Annotated in this window: 20 protein-coding genes; 13 read left to right on the top strand and 7 right to left on the bottom strand. The window is 67.1% G+C overall.

Features of this window, described 5'->3' with window-relative positions; all coding sequences use genetic code 11:
* Positions 1 to 14: 14 nt before the first annotated feature.
* A complete protein-coding gene (locus tag JS528_RS03085) occupies positions 15 to 1181 on the bottom strand; it encodes a serine hydrolase (protein WP_214357647.1) in 1167 nt (388 codons plus the stop codon).
* An 88-nt stretch (positions 1182 to 1269) separates the two neighbouring features.
* Between JS528_RS03085 and JS528_RS03080 the strand changes: the two genes are divergently transcribed.
* On the top strand, positions 1270 to 1773 hold the full coding sequence (locus JS528_RS03080; RefSeq protein WP_214357646.1) for an S-ribosylhomocysteine lyase: 504 nt from the start codon (positions 1270 to 1272) through the stop codon (positions 1771 to 1773).
* Positions 1774 to 1904: 131 nt separating this feature from the next.
* Here the strand turns inward: JS528_RS03080 and JS528_RS03075 are convergent, their stop codons facing one another.
* Positions 1905 to 2621 (bottom strand): FadR/GntR family transcriptional regulator, encoded by a 717-nt coding sequence (locus JS528_RS03075; protein ID WP_214357645.1) that lies wholly within the window; start codon positions 2619 to 2621, stop codon positions 1905 to 1907.
* Positions 2622 to 2802: 181 nt separating this feature from the next.
* On the opposite strand from JS528_RS03075, the gene JS528_RS03070 reads away from it, so the two are divergent.
* From JS528_RS03070 to JS528_RS03055, 4 genes are all read left to right on the top strand, one after another.
* On the top strand, positions 2803 to 4218 hold the full coding sequence (locus JS528_RS03070; RefSeq protein WP_240541278.1) for a GntP family permease: 1416 nt from the start codon (positions 2803 to 2805) through the stop codon (positions 4216 to 4218).
* Between the two features lie 121 nt (positions 4219 to 4339).
* Positions 4340 to 4939 carry a gluconokinase gene (locus JS528_RS03065; protein ID WP_240541277.1) on the top strand — a complete coding sequence of 200 codons (600 nt, stop codon included), beginning with the start codon at positions 4340 to 4342 and terminating at the stop codon, positions 4937 to 4939.
* Positions 4940 to 4978: 39 nt separating this feature from the next.
* On the top strand, positions 4979 to 5920 hold the full coding sequence (gene gnd / locus JS528_RS03060) for a phosphogluconate dehydrogenase (NAD(+)-dependent, decarboxylating) (RefSeq protein WP_338069766.1): 942 nt from the start codon (positions 4979 to 4981) through the stop codon (positions 5918 to 5920).
* Positions 5921 to 6217: 297 nt separating this feature from the next.
* Positions 6218 to 6703 carry a GNAT family N-acetyltransferase gene (locus tag JS528_RS03055; RefSeq protein ID WP_214357821.1) on the top strand — a complete coding sequence of 162 codons (486 nt, stop codon included), beginning with the start codon at positions 6218 to 6220 and terminating at the stop codon, positions 6701 to 6703.
* A 146-nt stretch (positions 6704 to 6849) separates the two neighbouring features.
* Here the strand turns inward: JS528_RS03055 and JS528_RS03050 are convergent, their stop codons facing one another.
* The gene (locus JS528_RS03050; protein WP_214357642.1) at positions 6850 to 8301 is read right to left on the bottom strand and encodes an amino acid permease; all 1452 of its coding nucleotides are present in this window, start codon (positions 8299 to 8301) and stop codon (positions 6850 to 6852) included.
* A 353-nt stretch (positions 8302 to 8654) separates the two neighbouring features.
* On the opposite strand from JS528_RS03050, the gene alr reads away from it, so the two are divergent.
* The 8 genes from alr to JS528_RS03010 all read left to right on the top strand — a co-directional run bounded on the left by alr (position 8655) and on the right by JS528_RS03010 (position 18374).
* Positions 8655 to 10019, top strand: a complete 1365-nt coding sequence (gene alr, locus JS528_RS03045) for an alanine racemase (RefSeq protein ID WP_214357820.1) — start codon at positions 8655 to 8657, stop codon at positions 10017 to 10019.
* Positions 10020 to 10032: 13 nt separating this feature from the next.
* Positions 10033 to 11313, top strand: a complete 1281-nt coding sequence (locus tag JS528_RS03040) for a deoxyguanosinetriphosphate triphosphohydrolase (protein ID WP_214357641.1) — start codon at positions 10033 to 10035, stop codon at positions 11311 to 11313.
* 297 nt (positions 11314 to 11610) lie between these two features.
* Positions 11611 to 13692 carry a DNA primase gene (gene dnaG, locus JS528_RS03035; RefSeq protein ID WP_214357640.1) on the top strand — a complete coding sequence of 694 codons (2082 nt, stop codon included), beginning with the start codon at positions 11611 to 11613 and terminating at the stop codon, positions 13690 to 13692.
* 366 nt (positions 13693 to 14058) lie between these two features.
* A complete protein-coding gene (locus tag JS528_RS03030; RefSeq protein ID WP_214357639.1) occupies positions 14059 to 14712 on the top strand; it encodes a hypothetical protein in 654 nt (217 codons plus the stop codon).
* Complete coding sequence (locus tag JS528_RS03025) at positions 14709 to 14936, top strand: helix-turn-helix domain-containing protein (protein ID WP_214357638.1); 228 nt, start codon at positions 14709 to 14711, stop codon at positions 14934 to 14936. Before JS528_RS03030 ends, JS528_RS03025 begins: the two co-directional genes overlap by 4 nt.
* 228 nt (positions 14937 to 15164) lie before the next feature.
* Positions 15165 to 16040 carry a pyridoxal 5'-phosphate synthase lyase subunit PdxS gene (gene pdxS, locus JS528_RS03020; RefSeq protein WP_214357637.1) on the top strand — a complete coding sequence of 292 codons (876 nt, stop codon included), beginning with the start codon at positions 15165 to 15167 and terminating at the stop codon, positions 16038 to 16040.
* Between the two features lie 24 nt (positions 16041 to 16064).
* On the top strand, positions 16065 to 16703 hold the full coding sequence (gene pdxT / locus JS528_RS03015) for a pyridoxal 5'-phosphate synthase glutaminase subunit PdxT (RefSeq protein ID WP_214357636.1): 639 nt from the start codon (positions 16065 to 16067) through the stop codon (positions 16701 to 16703).
* Between the two features lie 78 nt (positions 16704 to 16781).
* Positions 16782 to 18374, top strand: coding sequence for an aminotransferase-like domain-containing protein (locus JS528_RS03010; protein ID WP_214357635.1), 1593 nt, complete (start codon positions 16782 to 16784; stop codon positions 18372 to 18374).
* Positions 18375 to 18541: 167 nt separating this feature from the next.
* On the opposite strand, the gene phnX is transcribed toward JS528_RS03010, so the two are convergent.
* The 4 genes from phnX to JS528_RS02990 all read right to left on the bottom strand — a co-directional run bounded on the left by phnX (position 18542) and on the right by JS528_RS02990 (position 24464).
* Positions 18542 to 19324 (bottom strand): phosphonoacetaldehyde hydrolase, encoded by a 783-nt coding sequence (gene phnX / locus JS528_RS03005; protein WP_214357634.1) that lies wholly within the window; start codon positions 19322 to 19324, stop codon positions 18542 to 18544.
* Between the two features lie 21 nt (positions 19325 to 19345).
* Positions 19346 to 20554 (bottom strand): 2-aminoethylphosphonate--pyruvate transaminase, encoded by a 1209-nt coding sequence (locus JS528_RS03000; protein WP_214357633.1) that lies wholly within the window; start codon positions 20552 to 20554, stop codon positions 19346 to 19348.
* A 239-nt stretch (positions 20555 to 20793) separates the two neighbouring features.
* A complete protein-coding gene (locus JS528_RS02995) occupies positions 20794 to 23658 on the bottom strand; it encodes an extracellular solute-binding protein (RefSeq protein WP_214357632.1) in 2865 nt (954 codons plus the stop codon).
* A gap of 5 nt (positions 23659 to 23663) precedes the next feature.
* Positions 23664 to 24464: an ABC transporter ATP-binding protein gene (locus tag JS528_RS02990; RefSeq protein WP_214357631.1), complete on the bottom strand. Its 801-nt coding sequence runs from the start codon at positions 24462 to 24464 to the stop codon at positions 23664 to 23666.
* Positions 24465 to 24884 lie beyond the last annotated feature (420 nt).

The raw sequence follows: 24884 nt of genomic DNA, 5'->3' as shown, positions 1-24884 counted from the left end.
CAATCGGCCGACGGTCACCTGTCGGCGTCGTCGAGCTGCGCGTCGATGTCGGCGAGGACGTCGCTCATGATCCGGGTCGCGGTGGACCTGCCCTGGTTCTGCGTGGCCAGGGCGACCGCGGCCTTGCCGTGCGGGGTCTCGACGACCGCGAAGTAGTTCCACGTGTTGCTGATGCCCTGTCCGCGATGCGCGTGGACGGTCATGTCGTCCGGGACCGTCACGCCCTCCGCGTCGACGTCGACGTTCATCAGGTCGGCGGCCCCGGCCGCGTCCACGGCGGCGAGCATGCGCACCGCATCGAACGTCGAGCTGCGGTTCTCGTGGCCGGCGGCGCTGGCCTGCGTGTCGCCGAAGTCGCGTTCCATGGTGGTGTCCTTGTAGCCGTGCCGCGTGAGCCACGCGTTCATCGCCTCGAAGCCGCCGAGATCGGCGATCGCCCGGTTGGCCGCGGCGTTGTCCATCGTGGACATCATCGACTGCGCCTCGGTGAGCGAGTCGCCGCCGTCCGTGCGCGCCGCGAGATAGACCGGCAGGTACAGGCCCGCCGAGACGAACTTCGTGCGTGCGGCCGCCGTGTTCGCCACGTCGGCCTCCGTGTAGCTGCCGTCGTCGTTGAGGAACATCGCCGAGACGGAGACGTCGGTCGACGAGTACTTGTCGGTGATCGACGACAGCGACTTCGAATCCGGCCTCGTCGCTCCGGACTCGCTTTCCGAACCGGACGACTTCGACGAGCTTGGTGAGCCGGTCGAACCGGAATCCGTCGTATCGGACGCATCGGAGCGTCCGCCCGGGGTCGAAACGGATGAAAGTCCCGGGCGGACGACGAACGCGAACACCAGCCCCAGCACGATCGCCACCGCCGCGATCGCCGCCACGACGCCGACCCATACGCGCCTGGCCTTGGCGCCGGCGCCCGCATCGGGCGTCGTGGACGGGACCGGGGCGGACGTGTCCGAAGCGGGGAAGCGGGAAGGCTGCGGGGGATTCGGCACCGCGGGCTGCACGGCCCGCCGTTCCGACGTGCCGGGAGGCATGGGGATCGCCGGAAGGACAGGGGTCGCCGGTGCCGGCGAAGCTGCCGGCGGTTCGGGCGCCGCGTCGGACACGCGTGCGCCGCAGTGCGTGCAGAACCGGGCGTCCGGTTCGAGCTGATGTCCGCATTCCATGCAGAAACGCATGTGGTCCCCTTTCCGTGTCCTTCCCGAGCGAAGGGCTACGTCCTATTATGGTATCCGTCATTCCGATGCAACGATAAGGGGGACGATCATGACCGAGGAAACGAACGAGAAGCCGGCGAAGCCCGTCGTCGAGAGCTTCCAGCTGGACCATACGAAGGTCAAGGCGCCGTACGTGCGCTACATCGACACGGAGAAGGGGCCGCACGGCGACGTGATCTCCAACTACGACCTGCGTCTCGTCCAGCCGAACGAGAACGCGATCCCGACCGCGGGCCTGCACACCATCGAGCACACCATCGCCGTGCTGCTGCGCGAGCGCATCGACGGCTACATCGACTGCTCGCCGTTCGGCTGCCGCACCGGCTTCCACCTGCTGACCTGGGGCGAGCACCCGACCGAGGAGGTCGCCAGGGCCCTCAAGGAGTCGCTCGAGTTCATCGCGTACGAGGCCACGTGGGACGACGTGCCCGCCACCACGATCGAGAGCTGCGGCAACTACCGCGACCACAGCCTGTTCACGGCGAAGGAGTGGTGCAAGGACATCCTCGCCAAGGGCATCAGCTCCGACCCCTTCGTCCGCAAGGTTGTCTGAAGCCCGTTCGTGGCGTTTTGCTGGAAGTGAGGTGAGGGGTCGCCGCCCGCGATACCCGACCGTAAGCTTGGCCGAGCGGCCTTGAGCGTGTCGGGTATCGCGGGCGGCGACCCCTCACCGTCCCGGTTCCTCTATCGGGTCGCGATGCGCGTGATCGCGTCGTCCGATTCGTCGACGATACGGCGCATCGCGGCCTCGGCGCCCGCGCCGTCGCCCTTGCGCACGAGCGCGGCGACCTCGCTGTGGAGGTCCAGCGCCTCCTGGTTCGCGGTCTTCGGCATCAGCTCGTGCTGGGTGCGCCCCTCGAGCGTGGCGACGACGACGTCGCCCAGATTCGCGATCATCAGATTCCCGCTCGCCTCGACCAGCGTGCGGTGGAACAGGCTGTCCGCGTCGAGGTACTCCTGTTCGTCGGCGTGGTCCGAATGCGAGACCATGCCGATCGCCGCCTCGGTCAGCGCCGCCCACTGCTCGTTCGTCGCGTGGGTCGCGGCGAGGCGTGCGGCCAGCGGCTCGATCGCCGAGCGCAGCTGCGACAGCTCGTGCAGCGCGTCGAGACGGTGCCGGCCGGACAGGCGCCACCGCACCACCTGCGGGTCGAACATGTTCCACTCCCGAATCGGGTTGACGGTCGCGCCCGCCTTGCGTCTGACGCTCACCAGCCCCATCGATTCGAGCACGCGCGTCGCCTCGCGCGTGACCGTGCGCGACGGGCTCTCGCCGCCCAGCTCCGGCTCGGGCAACCGTTCTCCGGAGGCGATGTCGCCGTCGACGATCGCCATGCCCCATTCATCCAGCAGCCGGTCGTGCAGCGGACGTTCGTTCGTGTCCTTCTTCTCCGTATTCATAGGACAAGTATCTCATAGGCCTGCGTTTATGGCATACATATCCGACACGCCGGCAGCAAATCGTATTGCGTAATCCAAAACGTTGGTCTATATTGAATGTCAACATACAAAAGGAATTGGTTGACAGAGTTTCGTCATCCAATTCAACGACTCAAAGAAGAGATGGATTATGAATACCTCCATGATTCTCGCGGCGGCCGATACCGCGGTGCACCTCAACGGCACCCAGCTCGGCATCAGCGTGGTCGCCAGCATCGTCGTCCTGATCCTGCTGGTCACCGTCGCCAAGCTGCATCCGTTCGTCTCCCTGCTGATCTCCGCGCTCGTCGTCGGCATCGGCTCCGGCTACGGCCCGGTCGCCACCGTCGAGAGCTTCTCGAACACCTTCGGCTCCACGATGGCCTCCGTCGGCATCCTCGTCGGCCTCGGCGCGATGCTCGGCCGCGTGCTCATGGACACCGGCGCCGCGGACTCGATCGTCGACACGCTGCTCGCCAGGACCTCCACGAGGATGATCCCGTGGACGATGGCCCTGATCGGCGCCCTGATCGGCCTGCCGATGTTCTTCGAGGTCGGCCTCGTCGTGCTCGTGCCCGTCATCATCCTCATCACCCGCCGCTCCAAGCTGCCGCTCATGCGCGTCGCCATCCCGACCCTCGCCGGCCTGTCCGTGATGCACGCCTGCATGCCGCCGCAGCCCGGCCCGCTCGCCGCCCTGAGCTGCTTCAAGAACGGCTCCGTCGGCGTCACCATGATGTTCGGCCTGCCGATCGCCGTGATCACCGCCGCGCTCGTCGGCCCGCTCTTCTCCAAGTTCGCCGCCCAGTGGGTGCCGGTCGGCGCCCCCGAGAACTTCGACACCGGCAGGGGCCGCGTCGACGCCGACGGCAACCCCGTCACCACCAAGCCGCCGTTCGCGCTGTCCGTGCTGTGCATCCTCATGCCCGCCATTCTGATGCTCGGCAACGCGATCTTCGAGATCGCCGCCCCCGAGCAGGCCGGCTCCGACGCCCTCTACGCCCAGATCTTCGCCTTCTTCGGCAAGCCCGCCATCGCCCTCGCCGTCGCCGTCGTCTTCGCGATGCTCGTGCTCGGCCGGACCACCCACATGTCCTGGAAGGCCGTCAACGACTCCCTCAAGGCCGCGCTGCCCCCGATCGCCGGCATCCTGCTCATCGTCGGCGCCGGCGGCGGCTACAAGGGCGTCCTCGTCGACACCGGCATCGGCGACATCATCGGCAAGTTCGTCGAAAGCTCCTCGATCTCGATCTTCCTGCTCGCCTGGCTCATCGCCGCGTTCGTCCGCGTCGCCACCGGCTCCGCGACCGTCGCGATCATCACCACCGCCGGCATCCTCGGCCCGGTCGTCGACCAGATGGGCGTGACCGCCCCGGCCATCGCGCTGCTCGTCATCGCCATCGGCGCCGGCTCCGTGTTCCTCTCCCACGTCAACGACGCCGGGTTCTGGCTCATCAAGGAGTACTTCGGCCTCGAGGTCGGCGAGACGTTCAAGACCTGGACCGTGCTCGAGTGCCTGCTGTCCGTGGTCGTGCTCGCCCTCGTGATGATCGCCAGCATCTTCGTGCCGCTGGTCTAGGCCGGCAGCATCCCCTCAACCAACACCGTCGCCGCCCGGTTTCCCCTTTCCCGGGCGGTGGCACCCCCACCCCAATCGCCATCGTCCATCATCCGCACCGCTTCAACGAAGGAAGACCATCATGACCGCCACCGCCGTCGCACCCACCGCCGAAACCGCCGAGTCCACGCTCGCCGAACGCATCATCGTCGAGAACACCGTCCCGAAGGACTACTTCGCCAAGACCAAGCCGATCATCGTCCTCATGGGCGTGTGCGGCTGCGGCAAGAGCACCGTCGCCACCCACCTGACCGACCACTACGGCATGAAGTACGCCGAGGCCGACGACTTCCACCCGCAGGCCAACATCGACAAGATGGCCGCCGGCCACCCGCTGACCGACGAGGACCGCTGGCCGTGGCTCGACACCCTCGCCTCCTGGATCGACGACCGCATCGCCGCCGGCGAGCCCGCCGTCGTCACCTGCTCGGCGCTCAAGAAGGTCTACCGCGACAAGCTGCGCCGCCCGGGCGTCGTGTTCGTCTACATGAAGGGCACGTACGACGAGGTCATGGAACGGCTCTCGCACCGTGAGGGCCACTTCATGAAGCCCGAGATGCTGCGCTCCCAGTTCGACATCCTCGAGGAGCCGGGCGCCGACGAGGTCCACATCGCCGCCCACATCGGACAGGGCACCCCCGATCAGGAGGCCGCGGCCGTCGCCGGCGCGCTCGCCCTCTGATCGCCCCTCGACAATCGTCATACAAAGACGTCACCAGACATCACAAGACACCACCACCAGAACACAACACCGAAGAAGGTAACCGAAATGCAGATGGGTATGATCGGCCTCGGCCGAATGGGCGGCAACATGGTCAAGCGCCTGCGCGAGGACGGCCACGAGATCGTCGGCTTCGACATGAACCCCGACTCCGGCCGCGACGTCGACTCGCTCGAGGCCCTCGTCGCCGCGCTCGACGCCCCCCGCGTCGTGTGGGTCATGGTCCCCGCCGGCGCCCCCACCGAATCCACGATCGAGAAGCTCGGCGAACTGCTCGAGGCCGGCGACATCGTCGTCGACGGCGGCAACTCCAAGTACACCGAGGACCGCGACCATGCGGCCGCCCTCGCCAAGCGCGGCATCGGCTTCCTCGACTGCGGCGTCTCCGGCGGCGTGTGGGGCGCCGAGCGCGGCTACGCGCTGATGATCGGCGGCGGCGACGAGGACTACGAGACCGTCCTGCCGATCTTCGAGAGCCTCAAGCCCGAAGGCGAGTTCGGCCTCGTGCACGCCGGCCCGGTCGGCGGCGGCCACTTCGCCAAGATGGTCCACAACGGCATCGAATACGGCATGATGCAGGCGTTCGGCGAGGGCTTCGCCACGATGCTGCGCAGCGAATACGTCACCAACCCGGCCGAGACGATGACCTCCTGGCGCACCGGCTCCGTGGTCGCCAGCTGGCTGCTCGACCTGCTCGACAACGCCACCAAGGACGATCCCGAGCTCAAGGATGTGCCGGCCGTCGCCAACGAGTCCGGCGAGGCCAAGTGGATGATCGAGGCCGCGCTCGAACTCGGCGTGCCCACCCCGACCACCGCCGCGGCCCTGTGGCAGCGTCAGGCCTCGCGCGGCGGCGCCGACGACATCCTGCGCGTCGTCACCGCGCTGCGCGCCCAGTTCGGCGGCCACGTCACCAAGGTCGACGAGATCGCCACCCACTGACCGGATTCCCTCCCCTCGACGGTGAGGGGAGGCGATCGTGTGGGGCGCGCGTGAACCGCCGCACGCCCCGCACGTGAGCCGCGTTGCTTCTCCTTCCCCTTTCCTTTCCATCGGTTTCGGCCCTCCCGCCCCGCACGGACGGGAGGGCCGAAACGCGTTTCCAGCCGAATCACAGACTTCACCCGGCGTTTGTGAGGCGGACGTGGTAGCGTAACCGCTCAGTCACACTAATTCCCGCCTACCGTGAGGTGAACCGTGGTCTCCAATACGTCCTCCCGGCGCTTCCGCCATGCGACCATGCGCGATTTCCCGCAGATGCTCAAGATCTACGCGCATGCCCGCGAGCTGATGGCGCGCAACGGCAACCCCACGCAGTGGGGCCACACGTTCCCGCGCGAGGAGGTCATCAGGGACGACATCGCCAACCAGCGCACGATGCTGCTGGTCGACACGCAGAACGGCCACGAGCGCATCCTCGCGCAGTTCGCGCTCTGCCCCGGCGAGGACCCCACCTACAAGCACATCGACGGCGCGTGGCTCGACGACGACGCCTACGTCACCATCCACCGCATCGCCTCGTCCGGCCTCGTCAAGCACGCGGCGCGCGACTGCATCGCGTGGGCGCTCAAGCACTACGGCAACGTGCGTGCCGACACGCACCCCAACAACAGGGCCATGCAGCACATCCTCGAGACCAACGGATTCGCCCGCTGCGGCCTCATCCAGCTCATCGACCGCCCCACCGACACCACCCGCATCGCCTACCAGCGCCACGAGTGGTGAGTCGCGGGGCTCGCATAGGAGCGGGAACCGCCCCCGGTCGGCGCGAACGGCTCGCCGACGGGGCGGACAATGCGAGGACGGGCCTCTTCCGGTGGGGAAGAGGCCCGTCCTTTCGCGTATGTTGCGTATGCGCCGTCCGCAGGCGGTCACTTCGCGGCGGCCGGCTCGACCGCCGGAGCCTCGGCGCCCTCGAGCTTGGAGTGCCTGCGGCTGTAGCCGAAGTAGACGACCAGACCGATGGCCAGCCAGATCGCGAACCTCACCCAGGTCTCCCAGTTGAGGCCGGCGATGAACACCAGGCAGAAGATGATGGACAATGCCGGCACGACCGGCACACCCGGGGCCCTGAAGCCTCGGTGCGCGTCCGGGGCGGTCTTCCTCATCCACAGCACGCCGGCGGAGACGATGATGAACGCGGACAGCGTGCCGATGTTCACCAGCTCGAACAGGATGTTGATGTTGATGAAGCCGCCGGCGATCGCGGTGAGGATGCCGAAGAACCACGTGCCCTTGAACGGGGTGCGGTGCTTGGGGTGCACCTCGCTGAAGAACCTCGGGAACAGGCCGTCGCGGCCCATCGCGTAGCAGATGCGCGACTGGCCGTACAGCTGGACGAGCATCACCGTGGTCATGCCGACGAGCGCGCCGATGTTGACGATCACCGCCAGCCAGTTCATGCCGGTGTACAGGATCACGCCGGCGACCGGCGCGTCGATGAACTTCGCGAACTCCTGGTAGGGCACGATGCCGGTCATCACCAGCGTCATGATGATGTAGATCACCGTGGAGACGGCCAGCGACAGCAGGATGCCGCGCGGCAGCGTTTTGTTCGGCTCGATGGTCTCCTCGGCCGAGGAGGACACGGCGTCGAAGCCGATGAAGCTGAAGAACACGATGGACGCGGCCGGCAGGATGCCGTACGGCTGCGTGGAGCCGGGCTGGAACGTGTAGATGCCGTACGGGGAGAACGGCTGCCAGTTGGACGGCTTGACGTACCACACGGCGCAGATGATGAACAGCGCGATAATGGCGAGCTTGATCAGCACCATGATGTCGTTGGTCTTCTTCGTCTGGTTGATGCCCACGGACAGCACCCATGTGATGAGCAGCACGACGACGAAGCCGGGCAGGTTGAAGTAGGTGGTCACGCCCGGCGTGGTGCCGTAGGCGGCCGTCAGCTCGACCGGCAGGCTCAGGCCGAAGCCCTCCAGCAGCTTATTGAAGTAGCCGGCCCATCCGGCGGACACGGTGGCCGCCTGCAGGGCGTATTCGAGGATGAGGTTCCATCCGATCACGAACGCGATGAGTTCGCCGAACGCCAGATACGCGTAGGAGTAGGCGGATCCGGACACCGGCGCCATCGACGCGAACTCGGCGTAGCACAGGCCCGCGAAGCCGCAGCAGATCGCGGCCAGCAGGAACGACACGGACAGCGCCGGGCCGGCGGTCAACGCGCCCTTGCCGGTCAGGACGAAGATGCCGGTGCCGATGATGGCGCCGATGCCGAGCATCGTCAGGTCGAAGGTACGCATCGTGCGCTTGAGAGGGGTGGAATCGGCGACAAGCTGATCCACCGTTTTCTTACGGAACAGATTCATGGTCTTCTCTCATGAATGAAGTGGAATGGGCTTGACCGGACGGAATTCCGGGACCCCGACACGCCTCAACGCCGGGAGTCTTGAAGTTACGGATATTGTTGCCCCCGCATATTACGGGCGGGAAAACGGCAAGCGAACCGTGTGAAGAGCGAGTGTACATGGACTGTCGGAGAAGCGGCGCGTCGCGTCTCATGATGCGTCGCCGCACGTGGACGCGCCCGACGCGCCGGCGCAGGGCGTACACGGCCGGAACCGCGCCGGTCCGCCGGCCGGCGGTGCGGCGCGTACGGGTCGACATGTGGCCGCGCCCGCGGACACGTCATGCTCGCGCGCCACAATAGGGCGTCATGACTATGCATGCAGCTGTGAGTGCAGCACCAGCAATCGAATTCAGCTCGGAACAGGGCAGGGCCAACTACGCGGCCGCCCGCCGTCGCTACCCCGCGCAGGCCATCGTCGACATGAGGGCCCTGCGCGACAACATGGCGCATCTGGTGAGCGTCGTCGGCGGGCCGAACTCCGGCACCGCCGTGATGGGCGTCGTCAAGGCCGACGCCTACGGCCACGGACTGCTGCCGGCCGCGCTCGCGGCGCTCGCCGGCGGCGCCACGTGGCTCGGCACCGCGCAGTCGCACGAGGCGCTGCTGCTGCGCAAGCTCGGCATCGGCCCCGACCGCTGCCACATCCTCACGTGGGTCTACAACGGCACCGAGGTCCCGTTCGACGAGCTCATCGCCAACGACATCGACGTCTCCGTCGGCTCCCTGCCGGGCATCGACGCCGTCGCCGAGGCCGCGCGCAGGCTCGGCAGGACCGCCCGCGTCCACGTGAAGGTCGACTCCGGCTTCGGCCGCAACGGCTTCACGCCCGCCGGCTTCGACGCCGCGCTCGCCAAGCTCGTGCCCCTCGCCAAGGAGGGGGTGCTGCACGTCGTCGGCCAGTGGAGCCACCTCGCCGTCGCCGACAGCCCCGACGTGCCCGAGTTCGTCGCCTCCACCGACCGTCAGATCGAGACCTTCAAGACGTTCACCGCCCGCATGGAGTCCGCCGGCATCGCCCCCGAGATCCGACACCTCGCCAACACGGCCGCGACGCTGGACCGCCCGGAGATCCACTTCGAGCTCACACGCCCGGGCATCGGCCTGTACGGCTACGAGCCCGACCCCGCGATGGGCACGCCGCGCGACTGGCATCTGACGCCCGCGATGCGCCTGCAGGCGCAGCTCGGCACCGTCAAGGACGTCGAGGCCGGCCACGGCATCTCCTACGGCCGCACCTACCTCACCCCCGACGACACGTCCACCGCGATCGTCCCGCTCGGCTACGCCGACGGCATCCACCGCTCCGCCTCCGGATTCGACATGCAGGGCGCCAAGCACGTGGAGAAGGAGGGCGGCCCGGTGCGCGTGATGACCACCGAGGGCCCGAAGCTCTACCGCGTCTCCGGCCGCGTGTGCATGGACCAGTTCATCCTCGACCTGCACGGCTCGGCCGCCGAACTCGGCGTGCACGAGGGCGACACGGTCGAACTGTTCGGCCCCGGCCGCGGCGAGGCGTTCGCCGAACCGACCGCCGACGACTGGGCCCGCGCCGCCGACACCATCAGCTACGAGATCTTCACCTGCCTGCGCAACCGCATCCCGCGCCTGTACGAGCACGCCGCCGAGGTGCTGCCGCCCGAGGACCTCGCCAAGCTCGACCCGGCCTCGCTGCTGTGATGTGAGCGCCCTCATGGCGGACGAGATCATCCCGGCGGGGGAGGGCTACACCGCCTTCGACGAGGAGCGGTGGGCGCCCGAACCCCCGAAATCCAAGTCGCGCACCGCGTTCGAACGCGACCGCGCGCGGCTCATCCACTCGTCCGCCCTGCGCCGCCTCGGCGCCAAGAGCCAGATCCTCGTCGCCGGCACCGACGACTTCGTGCGCACGAGGCTCACGCACACGCTCGAGGTCGCACAGATCGGCCGTCAGGTCGGCAAGCTGCTCGGCTGCGACCCGGACGTCGTCGACTGCGCCTGCCTCGCCCACGACCTCGGCCATCCGCCGTTCGGCCACAACGGCGAGCAGGCGCTCGCGCGCATCGCCAGCGACATCGGCGGGTTCGAGGGCAACGCGCAGACCCTGCGGCTGCTGACCCGCCTCGAGCCCAAGGTCATGCACCCCGACGGCCGGTCCGCCGGCGTGAACCTCACGCGCGCCTCGCTCGACGCGGCCGTCAAATACCCGTGGACGTTCGACCGGGCCGCCGAATACGCCCGGCTCAAGGGCGTCAAACCCAGCAAGTTCTGCGTCTACCCGGACGACGTCGACGTCTTCCGCTGGCTCAAGACCGACGCGCCCGAGGCGACCAGGCCGATGGAATGCCAGGTGATGGACCTGGCCGACGACATCGCGTACTCCGTGCACGACGTCGAGGACGCCATCGCCACCGGCGCGTTCAGGCCCATCGTCCTGACCGACCCGCGCATGATCGACCGCATCGTCGAATCCACGCGCGCATGGTACGGCGACGCGTGGGACCCCGATCTGCTGCTCGCCGCCTTCCGCCGTCTGCGCCGCCTCGACATGTTCCCGATGCACTTCGACGGCTCGCGCGCCTCGCTCGCCCAGCTCAAGAACATCACCTCCGACCTGATCGGCCGGTTCGCCTGGAGCGTCGAGGAGGCCACGCGCGACGCCTACGGCCCCGGGCCCCTGACCCGCTACTGCGCGAACGTCGTCATCCCCGACGAGACCGCCTACGAGATCGTCGCCCTCAAGGGCATCGCCGTCCACTTCGTCATGGCCCCGCGCCAGCGCGAGCCACTCCACATGGAGGAGCAGCGGATCGTCACCGACCTGATCGACGTGCTCATGAACGACTCGCCGCGCCCCGCCGACCTCCTCGAACCCCAGTTCCTCGAGGACTGGGACAACGCCGCGAACGACGGCGAGCGTCTGCGCGTCGCCGTCGACCAGGTCGCCTCCCTCACCGACGCCTCCGCGCTGGCATTGCACTCGATTCTGTTCTGACGTGAAGTCTGAGGCGTTGCGTTCTGTACGGTGTCCGGAATCGGCCGATAGGCATGATGCGCGACACACTCAAGGCCGTTCGGCCAAGCCTACGGTCGCGCATCATGCCTATCGGCCGATTCCTCCGTTCGTGTGAGACGTAACGTATCGCTGGAAGTGAGGTGGGGGCCGGCCCATGCGATGCGGGACCGTAGGCTTGGCCGAACGGCCTTGAGTGTGTCCCGCGTCGCATGGGCCGGCCCCCACCGGCCGCAGGGGCGCGACTGGACGGAACCGGCTGAGGTAAGGTAGGGCGTTATGGCCGGAATGATCAAGAAGGAAGACGTGGAGAAGGTGCGCGCAGCCGCGGACCTGTACGACATCGTATCGGCGAGCGTCTCCCTCAAACCCTCCGGCACCGGCACGTACGTGGGCCTGTGCCCGTTCCACGACGAGAAGACCGGCAGCTTCAACGTGCGCCCGTCCCTTGGCGTGTGGCACTGCTTCGGCTGTGGGCTCGGCGGCGACGTGTTCAAGTTCGTCGAGCAGCAGGAGAACATCGACTTCCGTGAGGCCGTGCAGCTGCTCGCCGACAAGTACCGCATCGAACTGCACTACGAGAACTCCGGCGGGGGCGGGGCGAACGAGCGCGCCGGGTCGAAGCGCGCGAGGCTCCTCGAGGCCAACGAGGAGGCGCAGCGCTTCTTCGTCTCGCAGATCATGACCAAGGAGGCGCTCGCCGCCAGGAAGCTCCTCGGCGGCCGCACGTTCAGCCAGGCCGACTGCGAGCGTTTCGGCTGCGGCTACGCGCCGCAGGGCTGGGACAATCTGGTCCGACACCTCGCGTCCAAGGGCTTCACGCAGCAGGAGATGCTCGACGCGGGCCTCGCCCGTCAGGGCCAGCGCGGCGTCTACGACTACTTCCGCGGACGCGTCACCTGGCCGATCCGCGACTCGACCGGCCGCACGCTCGGCTTCGGCGCGCGCAAGCTGTACGAGGACGACACGATCGCCGCGAAGTACATCAACACGCCGGACACGGCGCTCTATCGTAAGAACCAGGTGCTCTACGGCATCGACCTCGCGAAGAAGGCGATCGTCAGGAAGCGCCAGGTCGTCATCGTCGAGGGCTACACGGACGTGATGGCGATGCACCTGGCCGGCGTCGACACCGCGATCGCGACCTGCGGCACCGCGTTCGGCGCCGAGCACGCGAAGATCGTGCGGCGCCTGATCGCCGACGACTCGCTCGGCGCGGTCCAGCTCGTCGGCCCCCTGAAGGTCGAGGGGCAGCCGCTGAGCTCGCGCATCGTGTTCACGTTCGACGGCGACGCGGCCGGCCAGAAGGCCGCGCTGCACGCGTTCGGCCTCGACTCGGCGTTCCTGTCGCAGACGTTCGTCGCCGTCGCCGACGACAACCTCGACCCGTGCGACCTGCGGATCGAACGCGGCGACGAGGCGGTGCGCTCGCTGATCGAACACGCCAAGCCCCTGTACGACTTCGTCATCGACGCGGCGATCGGACGGTTCGACACCACGTACACGACCGGCCAGATGGGCGCGGTCAAGGCCGTGGCGCCCCTGGTCGCGCAGATCCGCGACCGCTCGCTGCTCGACATCTACACGCGCAAGGCCACGCGCCGCATCGGCGTGGACCTCGACATCATGCGCAACGAGGTCAACTCGGCCAGGCGTCGGCTGCACGTGCGCGAGGACGACGCGTACGCGCCGCGCCGCAGGTTCGGGGGAGCGGGCGGCGCCGGCGATGCCCGCGTCGAACCTGGCGCCAACCCGTACGCGAACCCGGCGCGCCGTCGTGAGCTCGAGCACCGCGACGCGACCGAGCAGACGTACTTCCGCATCGACGACGCCGTGTTCATCGCCGAACAGCAGTTCATGGCGATGCTCATCCAGGTGCCGCGCGCCGTCGACGCCAACTGGTTCGCGGCGCTCACGCTCGCGAACTTCATGACGCCGGTGTTCCGCACGCTCTACCAGGCGATCGCCGCCGCCGGCGGGCTGCCGTCGAACGACACCCCGCAGGGTCTGTGGATGCACAACCTCACCAAGGCCGGCGGGCCGATGCTCGAGCCGGTCATCAACGAGCTCGCCGTGATGCCGCTGCCGCTGCCGTCCGAAGGCCGGGGCGGCGCCGGACAGGACGCCCCGGCCGCCGACGCGCAGCTGCGCGCCCCCTCCAAGGCCGAGGTGCAGTACGCCAACGAGCTGCTCGCCAAGCTGCTCGACATGGGCATGATGCGTCGCATCGGCGCCGCCCGCCGCCGCATGGCGATGCTCCCGGACGGCGAGGAGAAGATCTCCCTTCTGGGCGAGATCACCCGGCTCGAGACCTCCCGCAAGGATCTGCAGGCCCAGGTCTACGGCAACAACGTCGGCTGAATCGTCTCCGGCCGTGCGCGTGGGCGTCCGGTTTGCCGTCGTAGTCGGTTCGTCCGCTCTGTAGTGCGCAGAGAACCGTTCTCAATAGCAAACGTGTGAGCCTTGACGCCCCGTCAATCGAACATGGAATGCGTTACAACGTTGCGGTTTCGTCGTTTTCCCCGATGTGCGGTTGTGTGTTTGTGTGCGTTCGGATCGCACGTTTGCTATTGAGAACGGTTCTCTGTTATGTATGTCCAACAGCAATAGTCGTTTAACATTAAAAAATTAACGACAAACGATAAATTATGGTATGATGGTCCCATCGGAAATCCCGATGACGGCCCATCCTTCCGGATCGGCCGCCGCGATGACGAGGAGGTCATCATGGACAGGACAACATCGAAGGCCGCGGCCCGCGGCCGTCTCGCCAAGGCGAGCTCGTTCGCATTGTTCATCGCCCGCGCCGGCGAGGTGCTCTACGTACTGTCCGCCGCGATCATGCTGATCCTCGAGGTGCTGTATTTCGCGTTGCCGGAGGCCTTCGTCGCGTCGGACGACGGATACGGCGCCTCGTATCCGATCGGCGGGGCGCGGCTCAACATCACCGGCGGGTATCTCGGCAGCGAGGTCAGACTGGCCCGATGGGGGTCGGACGGCACGACGATGGAGCTCAACCCGCCGTCGGTCATCATCGCCGGACTGACCGTCCTGGCCATCAGCGTGCTCATGGTGCTCACGTTCCACGAGGTCGCACGGATGTGCGTGGACATGCGGCGGTGGATGCGCGACCCCGACGGCACCACTCCGTTCGGTGTCGGTCTCGCGCCACGATTGATGCGCATCGGCACGTACCTCATCGCCGTGCCGGCCATCACCCTCGTCTCGGACGCGGCGTTGCTGGTCCTGACCGACATCGGCGGCAGCACGAACCCGATGGGCCTGTTCGTCTACCTGCTGCTCGGTATCCTCGCGATCCTGCTGTCGCGCGTCTTCGACTACGGCGCCGCGTTGCAGGAGGATGTGGACGGACTGCTATGACGGGCCGCATCGTATTGCGGCTCGACCGCATGATGGTGGAGCGCGGGCGGTCGCTCAACTGGCTGGCCGAACAGGTGGGCATCACCAACGTCAACCTGTCGAAGATCAAGAACAACAAGGTCTCGGCCGTCCGCTTCTCCACCCTCGCCGCGATCTGCGAGGCCCTCGATTGCCAGCCCGGCGACCTGCTCGAATACGTCGACGGCGACGCATCCGGCGACTGATTCCACGGCCCTCTCCCCGTCGGGAGGAGGGCCGTCCCCAATGTGGCCGGTCGTCGGTCGACGGTGCCGGATTGGCTGGGTGAAGAACTCCCTGATTGGCCCGGTCCAAATTGGACCGGTATGGGTGGGACTGCGGCTGCGCGTTCGATAATGAACGCCAACGGGCGTTGACCGCGAACAGCGCGGAAACGACCTCGTCCGATCATCATCTCACATGAAGGGAACACCATGACGCAGGATCGTGCGGAACTCAATCGTAATCTGGCCCAGATGCTCAAGGGCGGCGTGATCATGGACGTGACCACGCCCGAGCAGGCGAAGGTCGCCCAGGACGCCGGCGCATGCGCGGTCATGGCCCTCGAGCGCATCCCGGCCGACATCCGCGCCGCCGGCGGTGTCTCGCGCATGTCCGACCCGGCCATGATCAAGGGCATCCAGGAGGCCGTCTCCATCCCGGTCATGGCCAAGGTCCGCATCGGCCACATCGCCGAGGCCCGGATCCTCCAGGCCATCGACATCGACTACATCGACGAGTCCGAGGTGCTCTCGCCGGCCGACGACGTCTACCACATCGACAAGCGTCGGTTCGACGTGCCGTTCGTGTGCGGCGCGAAGAACCTCGGCGAGGCCCTGCGCCGCATCGCCGAGGGCGCGGCGATGATCCGCACCAAGGGCGAGCCCGGCACCGGCGACGTGATCCAGGCCGTGCGCCACATGCGCACGATGAACAAGCAGATCCGCGAGCTCGTGGGGCTTCGCGACGACGAGGTCTACGAGGCGGCCAAGCAGCTCGCCGTGCCGTACGACCTCGCCAAGTACGTGCACGACAACGGCCGTCTGCCGGTCGTCAACTTCGCCGCCGGCGGCATCGCCACCCCGGCCGACGCGGCCCTGATGATGGAGCTCGGCGCCGAGGGCGTCTTCGTCGGCTCCGGCATCTTCAAGTCCGGCGACCCGGCCAAGCGCGCCGCCGCCATCGTGCAGGCGACCGCCAACTGGCAGGACGCCGACCTGCTCGCCAAGCTCTCCGAGAACCTCGGCGAGGCGATGGTCGGCATCAACGAGGACGAGATCCAGACCATCATGGCCGCCCGCGGCGAGTGACCGTCCCCGAAAGGACAACGCATCATGGTCGTAGCCGTCCAATACATCTCCAAGGAGGAGTCCGACGACGCCGAGGCCGCGCGCCACGGCGTGACGGGCATCCTCGCCGTCCAGGGCGCGTTCGCCGAACACGCCGCAGTGCTCGACCGGCTCGGCGCCCCATGGAGGCTGCTGCGCGCCGCCGAGGACTTCGACGACTCCATCGACCGGGTGATCCTGCCCGGCGGCGAATCCACCACGCAGGGCAAGCTCCTGCGCTCGACCGGCCTGTTCGAACCGATCGCCGCGCACATCGGGGCCGGCAAACCGGTGTTCGGCACCTGTGCCGGCATGATCCTGCTCGCCCGCAAGCTCGACAACGATCCGAACGTCTACTTCGGCGCGCTCGACGCCGTCGTGCGCCGCAACGCGTACGGCCGCCAGCTCGGCAGCTTCGAGACGACCGCCGACTTCGGCGCGCCCGGCGACCCGGAGCGCATCGAGGGCTTCCCGCTCGTGTTCATCCGCGGGCCGTACGTGGTCTCGGTCGGGCCCGAGGCGCGCGTCGAGACCGAGGTCGACGGCCATCCGGTCGCCCTGCGCCAGGGCAACATCATCGCCACCGCGTTCCACCCCGAGCTCACGGACGACACCCGCATCCACGAGCTGTTCCTCGGCCTGTGACCGCGTCCGGCGCCGCCGGACTACACTGGGGGCGAATCGGCCGTTCGGGAACGACGTGACATCAAGGAGACGATCGATATGCAGCTGGATCTGAACCGGCGTTCCGGCGTGCCGATGTACCGGCAGCTCGCCGCCCAGCTGCGCGAGCAGATCGTCTCCGGCGCGCTCGCAGCCGGCTACCGGCTGCCGCCCGAACGCGAGCTCGCCGCGCGCCTCGAGGTCAACCGCACCACCGTGCTGCAGGCCTACCAGCAGCTGAAGGACGAGCATCTCATCGCCTCGCGCGTCGGCAAGGGCACGTTCGTGGCGTCCGTGGAATCCGGGGCGTCCGTGGGTCGGGAAGGGGACCCGCGGACACCCCGGACGACACGGACGCCCGCCGTCGTCCATACGATACGCGACGGCGCGGCTCCGGCCTCCGACGCGGCCGAGCCACCGGTCATCCGCCCGCCGTGGTCGGTGCTGTTCTCCGACTATTCCAACCGGTTCACCTACCATGACATCGCCGAGGCTGACCGCGCCCAGCGCGGCTCCGGCGGGCGGGACGCGCACGTCATCGACTTCGCCACCGGTTCGCCGAACCCGGCCGACATCCCCGACGACCTGCTGCGCGCCGTCAGCCTCGAGGCGTTCGCCTCCCATGAGTTCGACGGCCAGCCCGAGTCGCCGATCGAGGGCTTCGACGAGCTGCGCGACCTGCTCGCGCGCCACATGCGCGACCGGGGCGTGGGCTGCGACGCGCGCAACGTCATGGTCCTGTCCGGCTCCGAACAGGGGATCGACCTCATCGTGCGCGCGTTCGTCAACCCCGGCGACCACGTGCTCGTCGAACAGTCCACGTTCTTCCCCGCGCTGCAGACGTTCCGGTCGGCCGACGCCCGGATCGTCGGCGTGCCCGTCGACGCCGACGGCATGCGCACCGACCTGCTGGAGGGCTACTGCGCCCGGTTCCGTCCGAAGCTCATCTACACGATCCCCACGTTCCACAACCCGACCGGCACGACGATGCCGATGGAGCGCCGCCGCACGCTGATCGACGTCGCGCATCGCTACCAGTGCCTCGTCGTCGAGGACGACGCCTACGGCGACCTGTGGTACGGGTCGGCGGATGAGGGGCGTCCCGTACCGCTCGCCGGCATGGAGAACAGCGGATACGTGATGTACCTGTCCACGTTCTCGAAGACCGTCACCTCGGGTCTGAGGACCGGATGGGTCGTGGCCGACCCGCACGTCGTCGCGAGGCTGGCCGCGCTGCGGCGCATGGTCGACCAGCACACGAGCACGTCGTCGCAGCGCATCTGCCTGGAGCTGCTCAAGGAGGGGCGCATCGCCGGCCATGTCGCCGGGCTGACCCGCGCCTACCGCGCGCGACGCGACGCGACCGTCGCCGCGCTGGAGCGGTGGGCCCCCGACGGCATGCGCTGGAGCGTGCCGGCCGGCGGCTACTACGTGTGGGTCGCGTTGCCCGACGGCGTGCGCTCGCTCGATCTGCTCGCCCGTTGCCGCGCGCGGGGCGTCACGTTCATGCCCGGCGGCGTGTTCGACGTCGACGAGACCGACGACGCGCACATCCGACTCAACATGGTCCGCCCCGACGCCGCCGACGTCGCTCTCGGCGTGCGCGTCATCGCCGAGTGCACCCGGCGATGCGCAGAGAATCGTTCTCAATAACAGACGTGTGAGCATTGACGCCCCGTCAATCGAACATGAAAAACGCCGGAACGTTGCGGTTCCGGCGTTTTGCGTCGATGTGCGATTGTGCGGTTGCGTGCGATCGGCACACACGTTCGTCGTCACGGACGATTCCGTGCGCCGCCGCGCCGCCGCGGGGACGGAGCTCAGGCGATCTGACGCAGCAGCGCCGGCAGCTCGGCCATCGTATCGATGACCGCGTCGGCGCCGGCGGCGACGAACGCGTCGCGCGCCTTGGCGCGGGCCTTGGCCTTGTCCCCGTCGGACAGCGCCTCGAATTCGTCCCTGCTCAGCGCCATCTGCGAGCTGCCCTCGGTGACGCCCACGGTGAACACGCCGGCGTTCTTGCCCTCGCGGATGTCGGAGAGCGTGTCGCCGACCTTCGCGGCGCGGCGCACGTCGGTCACGCCGAGCTTCTCCAGATTGCGGAAGACCATGTACGGGTAGGGGCGGCCGAAGCCGTTCACACCGTCCGGGCTGATCCAGAAGTCCGGCGCGTAGCCGTTCTCGGCGGCCTTCGGCACGACGATCTCCATCATTTTGTCCGTGTAGCCGGTGGTCGAGCCGATCTTCAGGCCGTCGGCGCGCAGCTCGGCGACCGCGTCGACGACGCCCGGCTTCGGATCGGCGAAGCCGTCGAGGATCGACAGCAGCTTCGGCTCGAAGTGAGCGTAGACGGCGTCGGTGTCCGCGTCGGTCGGGGCGGCGCCGTGACGGTCCTCCCACGCGCGGGCGATGCGGTCCATGCGCAGCATCGTGGCGATGTGGTCGTGCTTGAGCATGCCCATGGGCTTCCTGGTCTCGGCCATCGTCGGCTCGACGCCGAACTCCTTGAACGCCTCCTGGAACGCCTTGACGGGGGCGAAGCAGCCGTAGTCCACGGTGGTGCCGGCCCAGTCGAAGATGACGGCCTCGAAACGGTTGGTCATGATTGTTCTCCCTTTCTCGGATCAGGCGGTGAGCCTGACGTTCGCCGGGGCGGCGGCCTTGATCGGCTCGCCGGCAGCGTCCATCGCGGCGATCGCCGCGGGCACGGAATCGGAGCCGGTGGCGGCGGTCAGCAGGCCGCGCTCGCCCATGTACAGGGCCAGCAGTTCGGTCACCTTCTCGATGTCATCGGTGTAGATCTCGCCGATGTTGCCCAGACGGAACGTGTCCTCGGTGGTGAGCTTGCCCGGGTAGATCGCGTAGCCGCGCTCCTTGATGAACTCGTACATGTCGTGGAAGTCGAACTTCGTGCCAGCCGGGTAGAGGAACGTGGTGATGATCGGGCCCTGGTTCGCGTCGAGGAAGGTGCGGAAGCCGAGGGCCTTCATGCGGGCGATGAGCAGGTCGTTGTTGAGCTGGTAGCGGGCCGAGCGGGCCGGGATGCCGCCCTCGGCGAACATCTCGTCGAGTGCCTTGGAGAAGGCGAGCACGACGTGGGTGGGGGAGGTGTAGCGCCACTTGCCGTTGGCCTTCTCGAGCGTGTTCCACTGGTCCCACAGATCGAGGGACAGCGAACGGGCCTTGCCCTTGGACGCCTCGAGCTTCGCCTTGTTGCAGATGATGAAGCTGAAGCCCGGCACGCCCTGGATGCACTTGTTGGCGGAGGAGACGAGGAAGTCGATGCCCCAGCCGGAGACCGGGATGTCCACGCCGCCGAAGGAGCTCATCGCGTCGACCATGAACGTGCAGCCGTGCGCCTTGGCGACGGTGGCGACCGCGGCGATGTCGTTGAGCAGGCCGGAGGTGGTCTCGGAGTGGATCATCGAGACGTGGGTGATGGACGGGTCGTTGCGCAGGTACTCCTCGACCTTGTCGGCGTTCGGGATGCGGTCGTACGGCTCGGCGTACTGCACGTAGTCGATGCCGGCGTGCTCGCAGATCTTGACCTGGCGGTCGCCGTATGCGCCGTTGGTGCACAGCAGGACCTTCTCGTCCCTGCCGATCACGGAGGTCAGCACGCTCTCGACGCCGAAGGTGCCGGAGCCCTGCATGAGCACGACGGTGTAGTCGGCCGGATCGCAGTGCGCGAGCTCGAGCAGCTGGCGGCGGATCTTCTGGGTGATCTGCTGGTAGTCCTCGTCCCACGTGCAGTGGTCGAAGAGCATCTCCTCCTTGACGGTGCGCGTCGTGGTCAGCGGGCCGGGGGTCAGCAGCTTGTATTCGTTAGCCATGATGGTGGTGTTCCTTTCCGTGGGTTCCGGAGTCCGGCTCCGGTTCGGTTGCTTGGGTTGCGTTCGTTGTTCGTGCGATGTGTTCGTTGTTCGTTCGATGCGATGCCGGTCGAAGCGGCCTGATGTCGTATCCGAGCGCCGAGTGTAGTCACGCACGTAATCGGAGAAAACTTCTACGTAGATTACGCACATGACTCGGAGTGTCGTATGTAGTTTTGTGAATCCCGTTTGCCTGGAGTTCATTCACCCTGCGCGATGCGCTTGCACTCGGACGAGAAGTCCTGGTGCTGCTGGAGCAGGTCCACCGTCAGGGGCTTGGGGAACGTCTTCGAACGCTTGGACGCGTTCGCCGGCGCCTTCTCGCCGACGTACAGCGGCGTCGGATACGTCTGCAGCAGCTCCCTGCGGCCCTTGTCGATGATGATTCCCGCCATCTTCTGCGCCTTCGGGTTGGTGGCGCGGCCCTTGTCGAGCACCGCCACCGACTCGGTGAGCGAGTAGTTGCCCTCGGTCGGGTCGACGTAGTCGATCGGCAGGCCCTTCTTCTTGTCCGCGACCGCCTGGTGGCGCAGGCCGAAGCCGATCGCCACCTCCTTGGCGCGCACGGACTTGAGCGGTCCGGAGCCGGACTGCTCAAGGTGCGGGCCGGCGTTGCGGTAGATGTCCGTGAGGATCTGCCTGCCCTTCTCGCCGGTGCCGTAGGCGTCGACGATGGCCTGGACCATCAGCCAGCCGGTGGACGAGCCCTCCATGTCGGGCACGGAGATGAGCCCCTTGTACTCGGGCTTGGCGAGGTCCGCGTAGCTGGTCGGGCGGGGCACGCCGGCGGCCTTGAGGGCCTCGGTGTTGATGATGATCGCGCCCTCCTGTGCGGTGGTCGGGGAGCGGTAGGCCGGGGCCTTCGAGTTCTCCGAGTCGCCGAGCAGCTTGGAGTGCACGTCGGTCAGGTCGGCGAACATGTGGTTGCGCTCCTGCGCCGAATCGACGTAGTAGGAGCTCATCGTGAGCATGTCGGCCTCGAGCGCCTTGCCCTCGGCGAGCATCTTGCCGCCGAGCTCGGAGGTGCCGAACTCCTGGATGATGTACTGGTCCTTGTATCCGTTGCGGTCGAGCGCGTGCTCGAAGGCGGTGACGGCCTCCTCGTCGGCGTTCGTGTAGATGACGACCTTGCCGCCGGCGGCGGCCGCGGAGGTGGAGACCGCGCCGAAGGTGACGAGCAGCGCCACGCACACGGCCGAGGCGATGCCGGTGAGGAACCCGCGGGCCCTGCGGTTGTTGTCGGTCGGCAGCTGGAACGTCGCCGCCGCGGCCGCGAGCTGGCGGCTGGGCCTGACGGTGCTGAACGAGGCCGCCACCTGCGGGGTCCTGACGGCCGCGCGCTCCTTGGCACGGGCCTTCGCGCGCTCCCTGGAGCGGTCGCGGGTGAGCAGGGCGATCAGGCCCTTGACCACGAGGTTCACGACGAGGATGAGCAGCGAGAGCACGAACACGTCGTCGAACTTGGCGATGTGCTGCAGGGCGGAGATTTTCGTGGTGATGACCTGCGTGCGGGCTCCGGTGAGGAACACGACCGCGGAGATCGTCACCATCGCGTTGACGAAGTAGTAGCCGAAGATCTGCAGCAGGGTCGGCCACGCGTTCGGCGTGACGACGCGCACCAGCGTCTTGATCCAGTTGTCGCCCATCAGCTTGGCCGTGGTCTCCCAGCCGGCATTCATCTTGGTCAGCGAGTCCTTGATCATCTGGTACGGGGTCGCGAAGTAGTGGATGATGTTCGCGATGATGAGGATCCAGAACGTGTTCTGCAGCGGCGAGCCTGAGAAGGCGAACAGGAAGGCGATGCCGAGGACCATGCCCGGGACCGTGTTGATGATCGCGGAGATCGAGTCGACCGAACGGCGTGCCCACGCGGGCAGCTTGGAGCGGGAGGTCACGAGGCCCGCGGCGTAGACGAACAGGCATCCGAAGATCGCGGTCATCGCGGCCACGTACAGCGAGTTGACGAACACCTGCGTCAGCTGGGAGTCGGTGAACAGGTTCGCGATGTGCGAGAACGTGAACCCGAGGTGGTCCGGCCACTCCTGGACGAACGGGATGAGCAGGATCACGAGGAACACCGACAGCACGCACACGAGCGTGACGACGGAGGCGATGCCGCACGCCCAGTCGCGGCGCCTGCCCTTGGGCAGGTCGACCTGCGAGATCTGCTTGTAGCGGATCGCGAAGCGCTCGAGCACGGTCATCAGGATGATCGAGATGATCGAGGGGATGAGCATGAACACGGCGATCACGGCGCCGCGGTTGAAGTTCGGGATGGAGCCGAGCATCTGGTTGAACAGCGTCATCGCCAGCACGTCGTACTCGCCGCCGACCGAGGTCGGGATGCCGTAGTCGGTGAACGCGAGGAAGAACGACTGGATGAACGCGACGGCCAGCGTGCCGACCAGCGGGCGCAGCACGGTGTTGAGGAAGGTCGTGACCGGCTTGTCGCCCATGATGTGCGAGACGATGATGAACTTCTTGTCGACGAACTGGAAGCTGTTGTTGATCAGCAGGAAGCAGGTCGGCAGCGTGTAGATCACGTAGCCCATCAGCAGGCCGTTGAAGCCGTAGATGTCGAACAGCGGATGGCCGATGAGCTGCGTGATCAGGCCGTTCTTGCCGAACGAGTAGATGATCGCGAAGCCGTACGTGATGGTCGGCAGCAGCATCGGCAGCTGGGCGAGGAGCGCCACGGCCTTCTTGAACCCGGCCGGCACGTTCGTGCAGTTGATGGTGTAGGAGAGCAGAAACGCGAGCAGGACCGCGATGAGCGCCGAGGCCGCGGAGACGGTCAGCGAGTTGACGATCGAGCGCGTGAACTCGGGGCGCGACAGGATCGTCGCGTAGTTCTCGAGCGTGCCCGCGCCGTTCGCGGTGGTGAACGAGCGGATGATCACGAGGATCATCGGCACGACGAGGAAGCCGATGAAGCACGCGGCGACGATCGCGAGCAGCGTCCACAGCTCGGTCTGCTTCGGCTTGGAGGGGCGCGCCTCGTAGTTGTGGATCTCGGGGCGGATGTTGGGCAGCTGTTTGCCAGCCTGGATGGATTCGACCGACATCGCGATCACGCCTCCTGTCCGGCGGCGGCGAGCTGGGCGTTGGCCTTGGCCGCGTCCGCGTCGCCCTCGTTGAACAGCGTGTAGATGTTGTTGCGCTTGACTTCGAGCTGGTGGAGGATGAACGTGCGCACGAAGTCGGACGCCGGGTGCTCGATGATGTTCTCCGGGGTGTCGAACTGGGCGACCTTGCCGTGGTTGATGATGAGGACCTTGTCGCTCATCGTGCAGGCCTCCTCCGGATCGTGGGTGACCATGATCGTCGTGAGCTTGTACTGCTCGACGATCTGCTTGATCTTGGCCTTGATCGACTCCTTGATCACGCCGTCGAGGGCGGACAGCGGCTCGTCGAGCAGCAGCAGCTTCGGCTTCATCACGAGCGTGCGGGCGAGGGCCACGCGCTGCTTCTGGCCGCCGGAGAGCTCGTCGATGCGCTTGTTGAGGTGCTCCTCGAGTCCGAGCAGGGAGATCAGCTCCTTGATCTCGGCCTCGGAGGAGATGCCGGGGTTGTTGCGCAGGCCGTACGTGATGTTCTCGTAGGCGGTGAGGTTCGGGAACAGCGCGTAGTCCTGGAACACGATGTTGAAGCCGCGCTTCTCCATCGGCACGTGGGTCAGGTCCTCGCCGTCGTACAGCAGCTGGCCGCTGGTCGGCTCGGTGATGCCGAGGATGATGTTGAGCAGCGTGGTCTTGCCGCCGCCGGACGGTCCGAGGATCGACATGATCCTGCCGTTGTCGAGTTCCAGGCTGATGCCGTTGAGGACGTGGGTGTCCCCGAACGACTTGGTGATGTTCTTCAGTTCGAGCATATTTCTTCGACTGCCTTCTTGGATGGCCGTGGATGGCCTTGGTGGACGCGGCTGGACCGCTTGCCGTCGATTCCATGTTCGGTCCGTTCGCTGCAGTTGCGGACAACTTCCGGGGAAAGCTCGAGGAAAGTATGGTGAACAGCGAGTGAAACTACACGGCATCCGTGTAGCCGCCGTAGTTTGGCGGGTCGCCGCCCCGCGACGGTCCTCCCCGCGAACGCTCTTCGGGGTCCCGGGACGGGGTGCATCGGGATGTAGTAATTCACTTCTCGTTCATTACCGATTCACCCGCTCCGTCGTCGAAAAGTCGGCGAACGAGCCCAATCGGCAGTAGCCGTGACGGTCGATTCGGCCGAAAACGGTCGGAAAACAGCACGCCGAGGCAACGTAGAACGGGCCGCCGGCCGGTAATATGATGAC

It is taken from the genome of Bifidobacterium santillanense, assembly GCF_018555385.1.
Lineage (GTDB): Bacteria > Actinomycetota > Actinomycetes > Actinomycetales > Bifidobacteriaceae > Bifidobacterium > Bifidobacterium santillanense.
This window is presented reverse-complemented; position numbering and strand designations above follow the sequence as displayed.

Coding starts and splice junctions, on each gene's coding strand:
- pdxT (WP_214357636.1), top strand. CDS start 16,065: ATGGTCGTAGCCGTCCAATACATCTCCAAGGAGGAGTCCGACGACGCC.
- JS528_RS03055 (WP_214357821.1), top strand. CDS start 6,218: ATGCGCGATTTCCCGCAGATGCTCAAGATCTACGCGCATGCCCGCGAG.
- pdxS (WP_214357637.1), top strand. CDS start 15,165: ATGACGCAGGATCGTGCGGAACTCAATCGTAATCTGGCCCAGATGCTC.
- JS528_RS02995 (WP_214357632.1), bottom strand. CDS start 23,658: ATGTCGGTCGAATCCATCCAGGCTGGCAAACAGCTGCCCAACATCCGC.
- JS528_RS03070 (WP_240541278.1), top strand. CDS start 2,803: ATGATTCTCGCGGCGGCCGATACCGCGGTGCACCTCAACGGCACCCAG.
- JS528_RS03000 (WP_214357633.1), bottom strand. CDS start 20,554: ATGGCTAACGAATACAAGCTGCTGACCCCCGGCCCGCTGACCACGACG.
- phnX (WP_214357634.1), bottom strand. CDS start 19,324: ATGACCAACCGTTTCGAGGCCGTCATCTTCGACTGGGCCGGCACCACC.
- JS528_RS03065 (WP_240541277.1), top strand. CDS start 4,340: ATGACCGCCACCGCCGTCGCACCCACCGCCGAAACCGCCGAGTCCACG.
- alr (WP_214357820.1), top strand. CDS start 8,655: ATGCATGCAGCTGTGAGTGCAGCACCAGCAATCGAATTCAGCTCGGAA.
- JS528_RS03010 (WP_214357635.1), top strand. CDS start 16,782: ATGCAGCTGGATCTGAACCGGCGTTCCGGCGTGCCGATGTACCGGCAG.
- JS528_RS03025 (WP_214357638.1), top strand. CDS start 14,709: ATGACGGGCCGCATCGTATTGCGGCTCGACCGCATGATGGTGGAGCGC.
- JS528_RS02990 (WP_214357631.1), bottom strand. CDS start 24,464: ATGCTCGAACTGAAGAACATCACCAAGTCGTTCGGGGACACCCACGTC.
- dnaG (WP_214357640.1), top strand. CDS start 11,611: ATGGCCGGAATGATCAAGAAGGAAGACGTGGAGAAGGTGCGCGCAGCC.
- JS528_RS03030 (WP_214357639.1), top strand. CDS start 14,059: ATGGACAGGACAACATCGAAGGCCGCGGCCCGCGGCCGTCTCGCCAAG.
- JS528_RS03050 (WP_214357642.1), bottom strand. CDS start 8,301: ATGAATCTGTTCCGTAAGAAAACGGTGGATCAGCTTGTCGCCGATTCC.
- JS528_RS03080 (WP_214357646.1), top strand. CDS start 1,270: ATGACCGAGGAAACGAACGAGAAGCCGGCGAAGCCCGTCGTCGAGAGC.
- JS528_RS03075 (WP_214357645.1), bottom strand. CDS start 2,621: ATGAATACGGAGAAGAAGGACACGAACGAACGTCCGCTGCACGACCGG.
- JS528_RS03085 (WP_214357647.1), bottom strand. CDS start 1,181: ATGCGTTTCTGCATGGAATGCGGACATCAGCTCGAACCGGACGCCCGG.
- JS528_RS03040 (WP_214357641.1), top strand. CDS start 10,033: ATGGCGGACGAGATCATCCCGGCGGGGGAGGGCTACACCGCCTTCGAC.